Here is a 16981-nt window from a genome sequence, read left to right as displayed (position 1 = left end):
AAACCTCCGCTTGTTTGATTAACTATGGCATGCTTCACATTCGGCAATTTCTGATTGCGATGTACTCCTGACATAGTAGGTCGTCTTTAATCCATTTCTCCAAGCTTCCATGTGTAAATTTAATAAATCTTTGGCTTTTATATCATGGCGGACATAAAGATTGAAACTGATAGCCTGGTCAATATGCCGCTGACGGGCTGCGTTTTGCCTAATGCTCCATACCTGGTCTAGTTCATGCCTGGCACGTCGATAATAGTCGTAGGTAACGTGATTCAAATCAGGAGCAGTTACCTTAAACTTAAAGTTCTTCTTCTCTTCCGCATATTCTACAGAGTAGAGAGGATCAATTCCATCGGTTGAACCGCCTATCTTCGCTGTTGATGAATTAGGAGCAATTGCCATAAGCCAGCCATTGCGGAGACCATTTTGTGAAACCTGATTTCTCAGTTCAATCCAGCGGTCCGAATAATAGCCTCTTCGTTCAAAATACATGCCTGTCTCCCATTCTGAATCACTAAACTGACTGTAGGCTCCCTTTTCCCTAGCAAGTTCCATTGACGCTTTGATCGTGTTGTAGGCAATATCTTCATATAATCTATCCGCATAGTCTACAGCCTCTTCAGATTCCCAGTGAATCTTCTCAAGTGCAAGAAGGTGATGCCAGCCAAAAGTGCCTAACCCAATCGCCCGGTATTTTTTATTCGTTTTCTCTGCCTGGCCGACTGAAATCGTATTTAAATCAATAACATTATCAAGCATTCTTACCTGAATGCGGACCAATCGTTCCAATACATTGGACGGAATAGCTTTTGCCAGATTAATAGATGAAAGGTTGCAGACAACAAAGTCACCTGGTTTCCGGACGATTACGGAATTTCCGTCTGCATCCTCATACTCGTTTACGATCGTTGTAGCAGACATATTTTGGGTGATTTCCGTACATAAATTACTGCAGTAGATGGAAGTGCGTCCTTCCCCCAACAAGTGTTTATTTGGATTTTGCCGGTTTACTTCGTCTCGGTAGAACATATAAGGTGTACCTGTCTCCAGCTGGGCTACCATAATTCTGGCCATGATGTCCATCGCCCGGTACATTTTCCGTGGCAGGAGCGGATTTCGAACAGCCTCTTCATATTTTTCGGTAAAATACTTTGTTTCTTTTTCATCATAAAAATCTTCCAAGCCAAGCGGGCTGCCGTCCTTATCCTTCCAGCCCATGATTGTCTTAACCTGATGAGGACAAAAGGTAGCCCATTCTCCAACGCTTCGCCCATTTACATCGACTTCCTGCAGCTTTTTCATAAACAAATCAGGAATTGTCACGCCAGTAAAGATGTCATGTGCCTTCCGGCGCTCATCTCCATTATTTGTTTTCAGATCCAAGAATCCATTCATAATATCTTTATGAAACAGATCCAGATAGATAGCCATTGCCCCTTGCCTTTGTCCAAGCTGGTCAACACTAACTGCCGTGTCATTAATCAGCCTGATCCAAGGAACGACACCAGAGGAATTCCCTTTAAACTTTTTAATATCCGAACCTAGCGCACGCACCTTCCCATAATAAATACCAATTCCGCCTCCATCCTTACTCAGTCTGGCAACATCCCAATTGTTCAGATAAATGCCATCAAGAGAATCGTCCACTGTATCAATAAAACAGGAGGAAAGCTGTCCAAAATTCTTACCTGCATTAGACAAGGTTGGCGTTGCTACTGTCATATAGAGATTGCTTAAGGCCCAATAGGCTTCCTTTACCAGCTCTAGACGGAGAGATGGGTCCTCCTTCTGCATAATTGTCATCGCTATTATCATGAAACGTTCCTGGGGAAGCTCATACAGATTCCCATCATGATCCTTAGCAAGATAACGATCGGTCAGCAAAAATAATCCTATGTAATTAAACAAATGATCTTGCTCAGGATTAATTTCTTTACCGAGCTCTACTAATTCTTCATTAGCATATGAATTTAATAGCTTCGGAGAATAAATACCTTTTTCTGATAATCGATGGACTAATTGTTGAAAGGATCCGTACTTTAAAGATCGTGAATACATTCTATTTTCTGATGCTGTTGAATATAGTTCATTTAAATATAGTCGTGCAGCCAGATACGTCCAGTTTGGCTGGTCCATCCCTATTTGATTTAATGCATAAAGTAATGCCTGCTGATTGCTATCTGATTCAGAAACATTTAGAGCCTTCACCTGCTGGATAAGCTTTTCAGCTGGAATGCTATATTCTTCCGCAGCCTTGTTAATCGCTTCTAATACAACATTCAATTCCGTTTGTATCCCTGCATTCATTGTAAAACTCCTCCTTATATAAACAAAAGCGCAAGCGCCCGTTAGCGACGTATGGACTGGAGCACACCGACTGAGATAAAGGAAACACGAAGAGCGGAAGCGCATTCGTGCTTGACTTATCTCATAGGGAGGTGGGCGAAGTACACTAGTCGCTGGGCCTGGAGCTGGAGCTGGATGATGATAGACATCCTTTCCAGTTACCCACAACCCAACATTGACGGTCTCTAAAAATAAAAAATCCGCTCAATGGAATTGAGCGGATGGAACGATAACAGCAAACGGAAGCAAAAAGATATAATGCGACTTCCTTCTGGCGCCACCGTTACATCTTCTCAATCCCCGAAGAAGTGAAACATCAAGTTAAGACAGGTCTCCTGACTTATGCATCTTTCCTACTTTGAGCCCTTCCCATATAAGAACCTATAAAGATAAGTTTGCTTATATAGTGGTTTGCTCATTTCGTCTGCATTTACAGTTGCGGGGGCAGTTCTGGTCTCTCACCAGATTCCCTTTTAAGCCTTACGGCATCCTAACTCAAGGCAAAACATCAATATGTAGTTTTATTTACAATAAAAATTACGATATGTTGTGTTACTGAGAATAATAGTAAAGCAAACGCATGGCTTATTCAAGTAATTTGTACAAAATTAGACAAAATTTAATATGTTTATACTTTCTTCCCAATTTTTCCTCGGTCCTAAGTAAAATCTTTTACTTTACTAAATTCATCTGCGGAGATAAGATTAACATTAACAAATTAAATAGTGCACTACTGGGGGTGCCCGTTAAGCGGGCTGAGAGAAAGACCGAACTGTTTTTTAACCCTTTGGACCTGATCTGGATCGTACCAGCGGAGGAAAGTAGATCGTAACTTGCTTTTTCTTAACATACACCTACCAGCCAGGTCCAAATTGGATCTGGCTTTTTTCATTTAATTTCCGCTATAGCGATTTACCTAGCTGGAGACAAGTGGTCATTAATTAAATTAGAGGAGGAATAAAATGAAATTAGCAGATCAGGTTGTTTTAGTAACTGGCGGAAGCCGCGGGTTAGGATCGGAAACTGTAAAGGCCTTTGCCAGAGAAGGAGCAAAAGTCGTCATTAACTTTTTTAATAGTGAAGAAAAGGCAATGAACTTACAACGGTTAATTGGGGATAATGCCTTAGCAATCAAGGCTGACGTTAGAGATTCTGAGCAAGTCCTGCAAATGTTTTCCAAAGCCAAACACCATTTTGGGAAACCAATCACAACTGTTGTAAATAATGCCCTCATCCAATTTAAATTTGATCCCATTAAGAAAAAAGATGCAGCGAATATCGAATGGTACGATTTTCAGCTCCAGCTAGAAGGGTCTATTCGCGGAGCATTAAATACTACTCAGGCCGCACTTGAAGATATGAAAAACTTAGGCTTTGGCCGGGTTATTAATATTGGCACAAACCTGTTTCAACATCCGGTTGTTCCCTATCACGACTACACAACTAGTAAGGCAGCCTTGTTGGGGTTTACTAGAAACATGGCGAATGAGCTGGGGCAGCATGGTATTACAGTCAATATGGTTTCCGGCGGATTACTGAAAACCACTGATGCAAGTTCGGCAACTTCAGAGGAAGTGTTTAAGATTATTGAAACATCTACCCCTCTTCGAAAGGTAACAGATCCCGCAGAGGTGGCTGATTCCATTGTTTTCTTTGCCTCCCCTTGGGCAAGAGCGGTGACTGGACAAAACCTGGTCGTTGATGGCGGCCTAGTCATGAACTAATAATTAGGAGGCTGACAAATGAACACTGAACAAATTGGAGAATTATTAGAAAAAGTTAGAGATCATAACCCCCTCGTTCACAATATAACCAATGTTGTCGTTACCAACTTTACCGCAAATGGTCTGTTGTCCCTTGGGGCCTCACCGGTTATGGCTCACGCTGCTGAAGAAGTGGCGGATATGGCGAAAATTGCTGGTGCGCTTGTTTTGAATATTGGTACGCTTGATGAAGCTAAGGTTAACTCGATGCTAATAGCCGGAAGAGCCGCAAATGCTCACGGCATCCCGATCATCTTCGACCCAGTCGGTGCGGGGGCAACCCCCTATCGAACGGAAACCGCTAGAAAAATAATGAACGATTTGAACATTTCCGTTATCCGCGGTAACGCGGCTGAAATTGCAAACGTTGCCGGCCAACATTCAGAAATAAAAGGCGTAGATGCGATCGGTGATCACGGGCATAACGAGGAGCTTGCCGAATCGGCTGCTAGAAAGCTTGATACAGTAACGGTTATAACAGGAAAGCACGATGTTATATCTGATGGAAAAATCACATTTATCGTTAGAAATGGAGTATCTCTTTTAACAAAGGTGACTGGAGCAGGCTGCTTGCTGACATCGATAATCGGAGCCTTTCATGCTGTTGAAACAAGCTCGATGCGCTCTGCTGTTTCTGCTCTTGCTGTATATGGAGTTGCAGCTGAATTAGCTGAACGGGCTTCTGCAGGCAAGGGACCAGGAACTTTTCAGATTGAACTTTTAAACAGTCTTAACAAGGTGACTGCTGCGAATATAGAGGATCTAGGAATAGTTGAACAAAGGAGGATTTCCACATGGGGGTAAGAAAAGCATTAACGATAGCAGGCTCAGACAGTGGAGGCGGGGCTGGGATACAAGCTGACCTTAAAACATTTCAAGAGCTCGGTGTGTTTGGCATGTCAGCTCTTACAGCTGTTACCGCTCAGAATACTCTTGGAGTACAGGCTGTTTTCCCGATAACAGCCGGGGCGGTTATTCAACAAATACGTTCCATTGGCGAAGATTTGGGGACAGATGCCATTAAAACTGGAATGTTGTTTAGTGCAGACATTATTGAAGCTGTTTCGAAAGAGATTATCCGCTATGGCTGGGGCAATGTGGTCGTCGACCCCGTGATGATTGCCAAAGGTGGGGCAAGTCTATTGCAAACAGAGGCTGTCACCGCCCTTAAAGAATATTTATTACCCCTATCGTTTGTGGTTACACCAAACATACCGGAGACAGAAGTTCTAGTTGGTATGACGATCACCACTCTTGAGGATAAAAAAGAAGCAGCAAAGCGGCTTATCGATATGGGTACTAAACATGTCATCTTAAAAGGAGGCCATGATGAACAGACTACTGAATCAATGGATATTCTATACGACGGACGCGATTTCCAGTACTTTACCAGCAAAAGAGTTTTGACAAAAAATACCCATGGTACAGGCTGTACCTTTTCAGCAGCCATCGCGGCAGGGCTGGCAAACGGCCTCTCCATTCAGCACGCAGCTGCACTTGCCAAAGAGTTTATTCAAGCAGCCATTGAAAACGATTTAGGGATCGGAAGCGGCCACGGTCCAACAAACCATTGGGCTTACAATAGAGGAAAGGTGTTGTTCTAATGGAAAGAATCGAGATCGACCAAATGCGGAATTATTTAAGAGTTTATTTTATCCTTGGAAGCACCAACTGTATTAACAGCCCTGCTGAGGTTCTAACAGAAGCGATTAAAGGTGGGGTCACGCTTTTTCAATTTCGTGAAAAAGGCAACAGTTGCCTGCAAGGGGAAAGCAAATTGAAATTGGCAAAACAATTGCAGGCTATCTGCAAAACTCACCAGATCCCATTCATTGTAAACGATGATATTGAATTGGCATTGGCTCTCAATGCAGACGGAGTACATATCGGCCAGGACGATGAACCAGCAGCTGTTGTCCGAAAAAAAATCGGAAATAAGATTCTAGGCGTTTCTGCCCACAATCTTATAGAGGCCAAGGAAGCCGTTGAGGCTGGGGCTGATTACCTTGGACTAGGCCCAATATATCCGACTTCAACAAAAGAAGACGCCAAAGCTGTTCAGGGAATCCAATTAATTGCAGAATTAAGAGCTAAGAAGTTTACCATTCCACTCGTTGGAATAGGTGGTATTCATGCAGGAAATACGGCACCTGTGATTGAAGCTGGAGCTGACGGCATCTCGGTCATTACAGCTATCAGCCATGCCGATTCTAGTGTATCGGCCGCAAAGGAATTAAGGCAAACGGTAGAATTAAATTCATCAAAAAACTAGCCATCAAGACAAAAGGCATTTACGGAGTTAACAGATGGTTTTTTCCCTTAGCGAATTAGTATACGTTTCATTGGTATTCTATTTTCCCTAGCAAGCAATTGATACTTATTAACTTATTTATGGTACATTTATAGATGAAATAGTTTGAAGGGAGTTTTTTTAAATGACTAACAACGAAGCGTCAAACACATTACCGCCTAAAACTTGTTCAATTGAACGTCTTGTCACTATGCCAGAAGACGTGAAGAAAGTAATAGAAGGCAAAAAGACTGCTACACGCCGAAATGGCAGATATGCGGACGTAGGAGAAATTATGGAACTTGAAGATAAAAAGTTCAAGGTAGAACGCGTATACTCTCAATCTCTTGGTGAACTAACAGACGAGCATGCTCACCAGGAAGGCTATACTTCAGTTGAAGAATACAAACAATCGATTCTTTCTTATCATCCAGGTATGCCTTGGCTTCCCCAAATGAGAGTGTGGGTTCATGAGTTTAGTGCTGTAAACGAGTAATAACCATGGATTTATTGTACCGCACCTTAATTTACCTCCATGTACTAAGTGCCATTGCGTCAATTGGCCCGTTCTTTATATTACTGCCGATGGTAAAAAAACTGCGTACAGCAGAAGATTCAAAAATGAAAACCTATCTGGAGACATTCCGGTTTGTTGTGTGGCTGTCTAAGCATTCCGGCCATGTACTGGTTGTCTCCGGAGTTCTGCTTGTCCTTTCTGGGCCATGGAATTGGAGTACACCTTGGATCCTAGCAACGCTAGTTATTTTATTCTCATCCTTGTTTTTCCTGGCTCGGGCATTTTCAGCAACGATCCGCCAGTTTACCGAACCCGGCCATAATCAAGCGACCTTGGCATCAAAACTTGAACGGACAACATGGATCTATATCGGCCTTTTACTTTTAATGTTATGGTTTATGGTCGTTAAGCCGCCATTATGGTGAAATCAACACCAGCCGGGTAAAAACAAAAGCTCAAGCGCCTTCGGAACAATTGAAGATGAAGTCGTTCTTTGACTTCATCAGCTAGGCATCTACCTGAAATGGCTTCTTTGCAGCCTTGCGACGCGGCGCTAGCCGTGGGAGCAGGATACTGGGGCTTCCTATAGTGATGCATAAGCGACTCGAGGGACTAGGCGCTGGAGCTGGATGAAAATGCTTAACCTATAAATTCTGATAAAATAAATAAAGCAAACCATCTTCTATTAAATATAAAAGAGGCCGGGATACCTGAAGATTAGTCAGGTGTCTCGGCCTTGTTTTACTATACTATTAATTCTCTTATTAATAAAAAGAGACTAGTAGTGTGTTTAACAGACTTTCAAAAAAAGCCTTATGAAACTATTAACATATCCCTTATTTAATGTTAGTTACTAACTTCTTACTCTCCCCCGAACCAGCGGCGAGCATTAGTAAACATCATATCTTGTATTTGTTGGTCCGTAATGCCATTTTCCCTTAATTCTGGAATAATCTCTTCCAATACAAAACTCATTGACCATTTTGGGAACTTTTCCTTTGCAACTCTCTCAGGATACCAATCAATCGTACAGCAATAATCTTGTGATAAGAACATTCGGTTGGCGTATCCGTTTTTTGCAAGTTCGACTACTATTTTGTTCCTGTCCTCGGTCGTACACTCCCTTGTTATACCATAGCGATCCATACCAATAAATGAGCCCCTTTCTAGCACTTTTAAAATGTACTCCATATTCAGGGTATCCCCTGTATGTCCGATAAGAATTCTGCTGGGATGAACCCCCTCTTCTTGAAGGATATCCAGTTGTTTCAGGCCTGTACCGCTTCCTGGATGGGAGTGCGTCATAATTGGTACACCAGTTATTTTGTGAGCACGTGCTACAGCACGGATTACCTTTTCGACATCTGGGGTAATACCCTGTGCATCAGTAGCGCACTTTAAAAATCCGGCCTTGATTGATGTATTTTGAATTCCGACTTCAATATCTCTGACAAATAAGTCCGCCATATAGTCCACATCACGATTTTGGAAGTGTGGTGCGATATAGTGATATGAATAGATCCCCGTTGCCGCGATTATTTGCATATCCGTTTCACGTGCAATTCTTTCAATAAAACGGATATCACGGCCAAGCTCCATTACAGTTGGGTCACAAATCGTACGAACACCAAGATCCTTCACCTTGTTTACTTGTTCTACCGCGTTAGCGAATTCCTTATCTTCATCATACAAATGGGGAAACTGGACAAAAACGGACTCGGAACGAACACGCATATGTTCATGAATTAGCGTCATGCCTAATTGACTCGTATCGACTTTTCCTCTAACAGTATTAACTAGTGCCATCAATAATCCCCCTTTTTGTAACCCTATCATTGTAAAAGCGCTTTCAAATAACCTTTATACAATCTTTAAGTGTTAAAGCATACTGCCTGATGCTAATGAAGTTTTATTGAGCTTTTCCTTATCAAAAGTATACTACAGCTAATCTAAATTCAGAATCTTTATGACACATCTCCCTCGTCACCAGCCGGATAAATAAAAAGATAGAAGCAAGGATCCAGCCTGCTTCTATCTTTTTATTAAAGGTATTTAAAATTTCAAAAAAGCTTTTTGCTGGCTAAAAAACCGACATGGATTTATTTTGCTGGTTAAAGGTTTCAGCAAAGTGATTCATTGATTCTATATCAAGGTTGGATGTATCAGTCACCACACCGCTAACGCTTTTCACGAAAAGCCTCTCGAAAAGATTCATTTTTGAAATAAGGTATTCTCCTCCGAAGATTCCTGTCGCTGCTGCTGACTCCCTTAATTCCTTATTATAAGCATTATCAAATTGTTTCAGGGCAATGTCCCCCTCACGGATACAGCATAAAAAGAGTCCTAATGTTTTTCTCTTTAAAACATCCTGGTTTTCCTTCATGAACTTTTTGATTTCCCTCTGAATACTTCCAGTATGGATAGAGCCGCCGATTATCACAGCGTCAAAAATATCTACATCAGAAAACAGCTTTGTCCGCTTTAAGTTAAGTACGACCACATCTCCTGCAATATGATTCCTTAAAAAGAGCGCTGCTTTTGCAGACGTACCATGGGATGAGCTAAAAACAATCAAAGTTTTCATGAAATCGCCTCCCAGAACTGTGCACAATTCACAGTAATAATTTGCATGTGCATTTGGGCTAATTATAAGATTGTTTCCCTGCAAGCGTGTGTGTGTAGTGTGGCAAAATTCTTACAATTATGGTCATCCTCTGCATGTCTGCTCTTCCCCTAAGTAACTTGGGCCTTTATAAGGATATTCCCCTCAATTTTGGGCTGTGCCGGATGATTTTATGGCATTCTTCTTGCTAGAACTATAAAGAAATACCTTTTTCAATACCAAAAGCACTATTCCTATATCATTCTTGCTTAAAAGTTCTGCCTATCCTTAGATTTTTCATACCAGCTTTGTTCAAAAAATATATATATTCCCAAAAAAATTGATTTTATTCCAAAAAAACTCAATATATTCCAGAGGAAAACCGATTTTATTCCAAAAAACTCAATATATTCCAAAAAAATCGATTTTATTCCAAAACGATAATAATTCTAAAGTAGATCTGCTACAAACCGGACTATAATCTGGATTTTAAAAAGTATTTTAGCAATAATAAGTCCCCTAGAATTAGGATCCGCGGATTAATTTTTAAATAAAAGCCGCTACCCCTATTAATTCAAGTATAATGAATCATGTTCAGTTAAATGCATATGATACTTTTTTGGAGAGAATCCTATATGTAAGGCGAATAATACAAAAAAAGAGGTTAAAACATGAGTGAAACTAGTTTTGATAATTATCATTTAAGTGAGGAAATTACCAGAGCACTTGATGTGTTAAAATACAAAAACCCTACAGAAGTCCAAGTTGAAGTAATCCCAAAAGCATTAGAAAATCAAGATCTTGTCGTCAAGTCCCAAACAGGCAGCGGCAAGACTGCGTCCTTCGGCATCCCGATTTGTGAAATGATCGAATGGGAGGAAAAACTGCCACAGGCATTAATTTTAACTCCAACTAGAGAGCTTGCCGTTCAGGTTCGAGAAGACATAACGAATATTGGACGATTTAAACGGATTAAAGCAATGGCTGTTTATGGGAAAGAACCATTTTCAAAACAAAGAGAAGAATTAAAACAAAAAACGCATGTTGTAGTTGGTACACCAGGACGGGTCATGGACCATATTGAAAGGGAAACCCTCTTTTTGGACCAGGTTAAGTACCTTATTATTGATGAAGCAGATGAAATGCTCAATATGGGATTCATTGACGAGGTAGAAGCGATTATTAAAAAGCTGCCAGCAGACCGAGTAACGATGGTCTTTTCGGCTACCTTGCCTAAAGACGTCGAAAACCTTTGTCATAAATATATGAAAGATCCTGTTAATATCGAGATAGCATCTTCAGGTATGACAACAGATACTATAGAACACAGTTTAATTGAAGTGAAGGAAGACCAAAAAATATCGCTTCTTAAAGATGTGACCGTTGTTGAAAACCCAGATAGCTGCATCATATTCTGCAGAACAAAGGAGCATGTAGATTCAGTTTTCACTGAATTGGACCGTTCTAACTATTCATGCGAGAAGCTCCATGGAGGACTAGAGCAGGAAGATCGGTTTGCTGTAATGGACGGATTCAAAATAGGCAATTTCCGTTACTTGGTTGCAACTGATGTTGCTGCCCGAGGCATCGATATTGATAATGTGACGCTTGTCATCAATTATGACGTCCCAATGGAAAAAGAAGGTTATGTCCACCGAACAGGACGTACAGGAAGAGCTGGCAATAAAGGAAAGGCTATTACGTTTGCTACTCCTTATGAAGGAAAATTCGTGAAAGCTATTGAGAGATATATCGGTTTTGAGATTCCTCGAGATGAAGCCCCCACTCCACAGGAAGTTGCAAGCGGAAGAGCAGCTTTCGAAGAGAAGATTGGCGGCCGGAGGATCGTTAAAAATAACAAAACCGCCCGGATCAACCAGGATATTATGAAGCTCCACTTCAGCGGCGGTAAAAAGAAAAAAATCCGTGCTGTAGATTTTGTCGGAACAATTGCGAAAATACCTGGAGTAGCAGCAGAAGATATTGGCATTATCACTGTCCAGGATACTATGTCGTATGTTGATATCTTGAATGGCAAAGGTTCTTTAGTTTTACAGGCAATGGAGAACACTACCATTAAAGGAAAGAAACTGAAGGTAAGCAAGGCCCTTAAATAACGTGACAAGCTGATTATGTGATCAACATAATCAGCTTTTTTTTTTTGAACAGAATCCTTAACTGCGTGATATAAAAAAAAGAGTCGTGATTTCCAAAATGCGAAATCAACAGCTCTTTTAATTTTCGATTTAGTGAATGTTTGTAAATAGGTTTGTGCAAAGCCTCTTCTTCTCGCCAACCTCCCCCTCGCCAATGTAACCCAGGCTGATTTTCCAATTATCACTGTACAAAAACAGATAACCCTCTCCTTGCATAAGATGCAATAAATGATAAGGAGGGTTGTTATATGGATGCAAACAAACTGATGCCTTTATTCATTACAGCATTGATTGCTGTAGTTGTTTCTTTATTCGCCTGTTTCCTCATTTCTTATAATTCCAACCCAGCCTCAGATAAAACAACGTATGAAAATCATGGGAGTAATAGTGGAACAGACTCAGACAGTGATGTCATTAATAATGTCGAGAATAATGTGAATGGCGATCAAGCTGATATCGAAAACTCAATTGATAATAAGCTTAACAGCAGTGATAATAATCAGATTGAAAACAATGTATCAAATAATATCGAGGTCACTGTTGACGTAAATGTAACAAATACTATTAATAATAACGTAGACGGGAAGCCCGAGTCGAATGCTGAAGACGGCAACGGCGAGACCAATAATGGAAACAATGGTAATGGCAATGAAGATAGTGATGATTCAAGTTCGAATAATGAAGACGAAATTGTTTGGGGCGTAGATTCAGCAAGTCTTACCACGAATGACTTGCTTTCATGTGTAAGAAACAACTTCGGCACACCGGAAATTTGGGGACGGTATTTAGGCGACAAGGACGGTGTTTCTGCTGGATTAACTGCTGAAGAAGCAGAGTTGATTCACTCGAATGATATTAAAATTCTAGTTATCTGGAATCACTTTACTGATGCAACTGGTTTCGAGAACGGCCAAACTGAAGCAGAAGAAGCTATCCAGTTGGCTAATGACCTGGGAATTCCAGATGGTGTTGCCATATTTGCTGATATAGAGCCCAGTTTTCCGGTAGACTCTGAGTTTATCAGAGGATGGTACGAAGGTATAAATGCTTCAGGATTTATACCTGGGATTTACGGAATTTTTGATGAAGAAAGAGCATTATACAGTGCCTTTGAACGAGCGGCGGAGAATAACTCGGATATTCAAGAAAACACATACATTTGGACAGCAGCACCCAATGTGGGAATCACCACTGAATCGAATACCCCTGAATACCAGCCAAATGCTCCTGAAAATGCACTCATCGGAGGCTGGCAATACGGGATCGATGCCCAAGCATGTAATATTGATACAAATTTGTTTGACGGAAATCTAGCAGATGTTTTATGGTAAAAAGTAAATTTCCGTAATTAACCCCGCCCTCAACCCAAAAATCCGATGAAAATATAACGAGTAAAACGCAAAAAGAGCAGTCACTTCTGAACTGAACCCGAATTTCAGACACAGTCTAAAATTTGGGGTCACTTCATTCCTGCTCTTTTTTGTTAACTTATATATTTGGGATTGCTAATTATTTTTTCACTAAGTGAAACACGACTGATTCGTAAGGACGCAATTGTATATTCCCTAACTCATTCGATGTATCTTTATAATTCGAGATTAATATATTGCAATCATAATCACGATCCGATAGATATTCAAATTGATTTACAGTGATTGGTGTCCCATAAAAATTGTTCAACACAAGCAGAGTCTCATTTTCAGCATTGCGCGTATAAGCAAAAAGCTGCTTATGCTCTGGCAAGTGTAAAACAAAATCGCCATATGTGATAATATCATATTTTTTTCTTAAGCGGATTAACTTTTGATAATGATAAAAAATCGATACAGGGTCTGCCAAGGCTTGCTCTACATTTATTGCTGTGTAATTGCTGGCAGGACTAATCCACGGCTCGCCCTCTGTAAAGCCACTATGTTTTTCCGCATTCCACTGCATTGGAGTTCGTGAGTTATCTCTCGATTTCTGTTTTAGTATCTCGATAATTTCCTGATGATTTTTCCCGTTCTCTTTTAAAATAGGATACATGTTTAATGATTCAACATCTCTGTATTCATGTAAATCACTAAACTTTGGATTCGTCATCCCGATTTCTTCTCCCTGGTAGATAAACGGAGTCCCCTTCATTAGGTGGATAGCTGTAGCAAGCATTTTGGCAGATTCAGTATGATATTTGCCATCGTCCCCAAACCTTGACACCACACGAGGCTGATCGTGGTTACACCAAAACAAGGCATTCCAGCCTCCCCCTTCGTGCATTCTGATTTGCCATTCAGACAGGATTTTTTTCAAATCGATAAAATTAAAATCAGCAGCTGTCCATTTGTCACCATTAGGATAATCGACCTTTAAATGATGAAAATTAAAGACCATATCTAATTCCTGCCTGTCAGGTTTAGTATATTTGATGCATTCGTCTATTGAGGTGGATGACATTTCACCAACAGACATCATTTCATACTTAGAAAAGACTTCTTGATTCACTTCATGTAAAAACTCGTGAACACGCGGACCGTCTGTATAAAACTTTCTTCCGTCTCCTGGCGCGATCTTTCCATCATCATCCAAAAACCGCGGATCCTTTGAAATAAGATTAATGACATCGAGCCTAAAGCCATCGACACCTTTGTTAAGCCAATAAGTCATGACCTCGAAAACTTCACTTCTTACTTGCTGGTTCTCCCAATTCAGGTCAGCTTGGGTAACATCAAACAGATGCAGATAATATTGACCTGAACGCTCATCGTACTCCCATGCCGAACCGCCAAACTTAGAAGACCAATTAGTCGGTTCCCTGCCTTCCTCTGGATCTTTCCAAATATAATAGTCTCGATACGGGCTATCTTTTGAGGTAAGAGCATCTTTAAACCACTGATGTTCTGTAGATGTATGATTAACAACAATATCCATAATGAGTTTAATCTCTCGTTTGTGAGATTCTTCTATTAAATTTTCGATATCATTCATATTTCCATATTCGGGATTAATAGAATAATAATCACTAATATCGTAGCCATTATCTTTTTCGGGACTCGAGTACACAGGCGTCAGCCAAATGACGTCTACTCCTAACTCTTTTAAATAATCCAGCTTTTCGATAATGCCTTTAATGTCTCCAACCCCATTGCCAGAGGTATCATTAAAGCTTTTCGGGTAGATTTGATAAACAACTGATTTTTTCCACCATGCTTCTTGCATAACGCACTCCTTTATTAGAGGCAGTGTATCTGCCTTAGTTAAAATGTCTATCCAAATATGTCAACGGTTTCATAGATCATATTAGTTAATTGCCCATTCCTTCATAGCAGACTCGAGGTACTGTGCCCTGTGCCCTCTGCTTGCTGCTATTAATTTTATTATAACTTGTATATACAAGTTTTACAAATTAAAATAAAAGCCCAGTCTTAGAGACTGAGCTTAATGGATTACTTTAGTTATACTTGCTCTGAAGCTTGTTTTCTTTCTAGATAATATTCAACCCATGGCCGGATTGAAATATACAGTCCAGCTATTATTAGCCAGCCAAAGGCAAGATAACACCAGCCTTTAAAAAACTGTAAACTATAGCTGTAACCTGTTAAAAACATAATCCCTGGGAAGGCTAGAATCAAGATAAAGGTTAGTCCCAATGCCCAGCGAGTACACATCTTCGCATCTTTCAATAATTGATTATCTCCCATATTAAACAACCTTCCTTCTTCCGACAGCCTCAACCGTTTTAACTGTTTCATGCTCATCCTCATAGTCGTCGAAGCTTTTGAATTTATCCTTTAAAGATTCAAAATCAAACTCTTCTTTAGACATTAAGGCATGGCCTATAGAGATTAAGCCACTTACTATGAAGACTGCCAGGTTTCCAAACAGCATTGAATGAAGCTGGCCTAACGACTCGACACTGATATTGCCGTACATTACATAAGCTGAAACAAGCCAGACCGTAACACCAGAGATCATACCGACTAAAGCCCCATAAAAACAACCATCATTCGTTGCACGCTTCCACATCAGCCCAAGAGTTAATGGTATAACTGCACCGCTCACAAAAATGCCCATTGCCATATAGACAAAACCAAGTCCAATTCCAATATTAAAGAGCAGGATTGAAAGTATCCCCATTCCCAGTCCAGAACTAAGTGTAACAATGCGAGAGACTTTTAGTGTTTTACTGCTGCTCGCCATTGGGTTGATAGATTTCCTGTAAATATCGGTCACGACAATATTTGTTATTGCTGTAAGCTCTGCAGCTCCGGTCGACATTACAGCCATAAATAACATCACTAGAAAAAGAATCGATCCTACAGAACCAAGTAAATGAGCTGCCATTAAAGGTGCGGAGGCATCTGGATCCGTTATATTTAACCCTAGTCCTGCAGCTGTAACCCCTAGAAAGGTTGCAATCGCAAATGGTATTGCAAACCATGCAATTCCTCCGTATATATAAGCTTTTGATGCTGCACTATCTTTACTAGCAATAGCACGCTGCCAGTATGATTGGTCTACAAAGACTGTTCCAAAGTTCCCGATAATATTGATCATTCCGAAAAGCAAGCCTGGAATTGATGCCATTGTCAACATTTGCTGTGACTCTGGAAGAGAACGCAGCCCTTCATATACTGTAGTGACTCCGAACTTCATATAAACAACAGTCGCAAACACAATCAGAATAGCAAAAATCATAACAGTATTTAAATAGTCAGCGATAAAGGAAGCCTTTAATCCGCCAATCATGGTGTAAATAGTAAACGTCAGCGGAATTAAAAAGGCTGCAATATATATGTTCATCCCTGTTAAGGAATTTAGTGCGATTGCCCCGCCAAGAATCACCATCGCTGTGACAATAATATTGGTCATTAGTGCAAAAAACATCATTAATTTATGGTTCTTTTTATCAAAGCGGTTACCGATAAACTCCAAAAACGTGTGAGCCTTTGGTGCCTTTCTCTTTAAATGAATGGCAACTATAGCAAACAATAATACTTGAATACATGCACCTGCAGCATACCAATAAGGTCCGCTAATACCATACTGAAAGCCTGTTGATGATGACATCATAAGTGTAGCCGCCCAAGTCCACGCTGCAATAATTGAGGCACTGGCCAGCCCAACTCCGACACTTCGGCCGGCTGTACTAAACTGCTCAGCCGTCATGGCAGTCTTGCTTCTGCTTTGCATAAAAATAGTAAGTCCTGTAAAGAAAACACCGAAAACCAACAAAATTACATAACCAGTCGTTGATGTTAACATAATTCGCCTCCATACATTAATTTAAAATAGCAATATCTTTCAGAACTATTTAATATTTTAAAATAC

General features: G+C 40.5%; 14 protein-coding genes and 2 riboswitches. Of the genes, 8 read left to right on the top strand and 6 right to left on the bottom strand.

Going from position 1 to position 16981, the window contains the following annotated elements:
• Positions 1–18: 18 nt before the first annotated feature.
• Positions 19–2307, bottom strand: a complete 2289-nt coding sequence (locus tag HRJ06_RS14225; protein ID WP_174733609.1) for a ribonucleoside-diphosphate reductase subunit alpha — start codon at positions 2305–2307, stop codon at positions 19–21.
• A 347-nt stretch (positions 2308–2654) separates the two neighbouring features.
• Positions 2655–2854, bottom strand: a riboswitch (cobalamin riboswitch).
• Positions 2855–3071: 217 nt separating this feature from the next.
• A riboswitch (TPP riboswitch) is annotated at positions 3072–3183 on the top strand.
• Positions 3184–3308: 125 nt separating this feature from the next.
• Between HRJ06_RS14225 and HRJ06_RS14220 the strand changes: the two genes are divergently transcribed.
• The 6 genes from HRJ06_RS14220 to HRJ06_RS14195 all read left to right on the top strand — a co-directional run bounded on the left by HRJ06_RS14220 (position 3309) and on the right by HRJ06_RS14195 (position 7341).
• Positions 3309–4070: a 3-oxoacyl-ACP reductase gene (locus tag HRJ06_RS14220; protein ID WP_174733608.1), complete on the top strand. Its 762-nt coding sequence runs from the start codon at positions 3309–3311 to the stop codon at positions 4068–4070.
• An 18-nt stretch (positions 4071–4088) separates the two neighbouring features.
• Positions 4089–4913: a hydroxyethylthiazole kinase gene (thiM, locus tag HRJ06_RS14215; RefSeq protein ID WP_174733607.1), complete on the top strand. Its 825-nt coding sequence runs from the start codon at positions 4089–4091 to the stop codon at positions 4911–4913.
• Entirely contained in the window at positions 4904–5713 is an 810-nt protein-coding gene (gene thiD / locus HRJ06_RS14210; protein WP_174733606.1) for a bifunctional hydroxymethylpyrimidine kinase/phosphomethylpyrimidine kinase, read from the top strand. The genes thiM and thiD overlap by 10 nt, the downstream gene beginning before the upstream one ends.
• Positions 5713–6381, top strand: coding sequence for a thiamine phosphate synthase (thiE, locus tag HRJ06_RS14205; protein ID WP_174733605.1), 669 nt, complete (start codon positions 5713–5715; stop codon positions 6379–6381). The genes thiD and thiE overlap by 1 nt, the downstream gene beginning before the upstream one ends.
• 163 nt (positions 6382–6544) lie before the next feature.
• Complete coding sequence (locus HRJ06_RS14200; protein WP_174733604.1) at positions 6545–6895, top strand: ASCH domain-containing protein; 351 nt, start codon at positions 6545–6547, stop codon at positions 6893–6895.
• A 5-nt stretch (positions 6896–6900) separates the two neighbouring features.
• Positions 6901–7341 carry a DUF2269 family protein gene (locus HRJ06_RS14195; RefSeq protein ID WP_174733603.1) on the top strand — a complete coding sequence of 147 codons (441 nt, stop codon included), beginning with the start codon at positions 6901–6903 and terminating at the stop codon, positions 7339–7341.
• A gap of 436 nt (positions 7342–7777) precedes the next feature.
• On the opposite strand, the gene HRJ06_RS14190 is transcribed toward HRJ06_RS14195, so the two are convergent.
• Together HRJ06_RS14190 and HRJ06_RS14185 are read right to left on the bottom strand one after the other, a co-directional pair.
• Positions 7778–8722, bottom strand: a complete 945-nt coding sequence (locus HRJ06_RS14190; protein WP_174733602.1) for a phosphotriesterase family protein — start codon at positions 8720–8722, stop codon at positions 7778–7780.
• A 274-nt stretch (positions 8723–8996) separates the two neighbouring features.
• On the bottom strand, positions 8997–9500 hold the full coding sequence (locus tag HRJ06_RS14185; RefSeq protein WP_174733601.1) for a flavodoxin domain-containing protein: 504 nt from the start codon (positions 9498–9500) through the stop codon (positions 8997–8999).
• A 689-nt stretch (positions 9501–10189) separates the two neighbouring features.
• On the opposite strand from HRJ06_RS14185, the gene HRJ06_RS14180 reads away from it, so the two are divergent.
• Positions 10190–11635, top strand: a complete 1446-nt coding sequence (locus HRJ06_RS14180) for a DEAD/DEAH box helicase (RefSeq protein ID WP_174733600.1) — start codon at positions 10190–10192, stop codon at positions 11633–11635.
• Positions 11636–11922: 287 nt separating this feature from the next.
• Positions 11923–13005, top strand: a complete 1083-nt coding sequence (locus tag HRJ06_RS14175; RefSeq protein WP_174733599.1) for a glycoside hydrolase domain-containing protein — start codon at positions 11923–11925, stop codon at positions 13003–13005.
• Positions 13006–13183: 178 nt separating this feature from the next.
• On the opposite strand, the gene treC is transcribed toward HRJ06_RS14175, so the two are convergent.
• The 3 genes from treC to HRJ06_RS14160 all read right to left on the bottom strand — a co-directional run bounded on the left by treC (position 13184) and on the right by HRJ06_RS14160 (position 16915).
• On the bottom strand, positions 13184–14869 hold the full coding sequence (gene treC / locus HRJ06_RS14170; RefSeq protein ID WP_174733598.1) for an alpha,alpha-phosphotrehalase: 1686 nt from the start codon (positions 14867–14869) through the stop codon (positions 13184–13186).
• A 236-nt stretch (positions 14870–15105) separates the two neighbouring features.
• Positions 15106–15351 carry a hypothetical protein gene (locus HRJ06_RS14165; protein ID WP_174733597.1) on the bottom strand — a complete coding sequence of 82 codons (246 nt, stop codon included), beginning with the start codon at positions 15349–15351 and terminating at the stop codon, positions 15106–15108.
• A gap of 1 nt (position 15352) precedes the next feature.
• Positions 15353–16915: a sodium:solute symporter family protein gene (locus HRJ06_RS14160; RefSeq protein WP_174733596.1), complete on the bottom strand. Its 1563-nt coding sequence runs from the start codon at positions 16913–16915 to the stop codon at positions 15353–15355.
• Positions 16916–16981 lie beyond the last annotated feature (66 nt).

Origin of the sequence: Mesobacillus harenae (assembly GCF_013343715.1) — a bacterium.
Lineage (GTDB): Bacteria > Bacillota > Bacilli > Bacillales > Cytobacillaceae > Mesobacillus_A > Mesobacillus_A harenae.
Note: the sequence above shows the minus strand (reverse complement) of the source record. Positions and strands in the feature narration are given on the sequence as shown.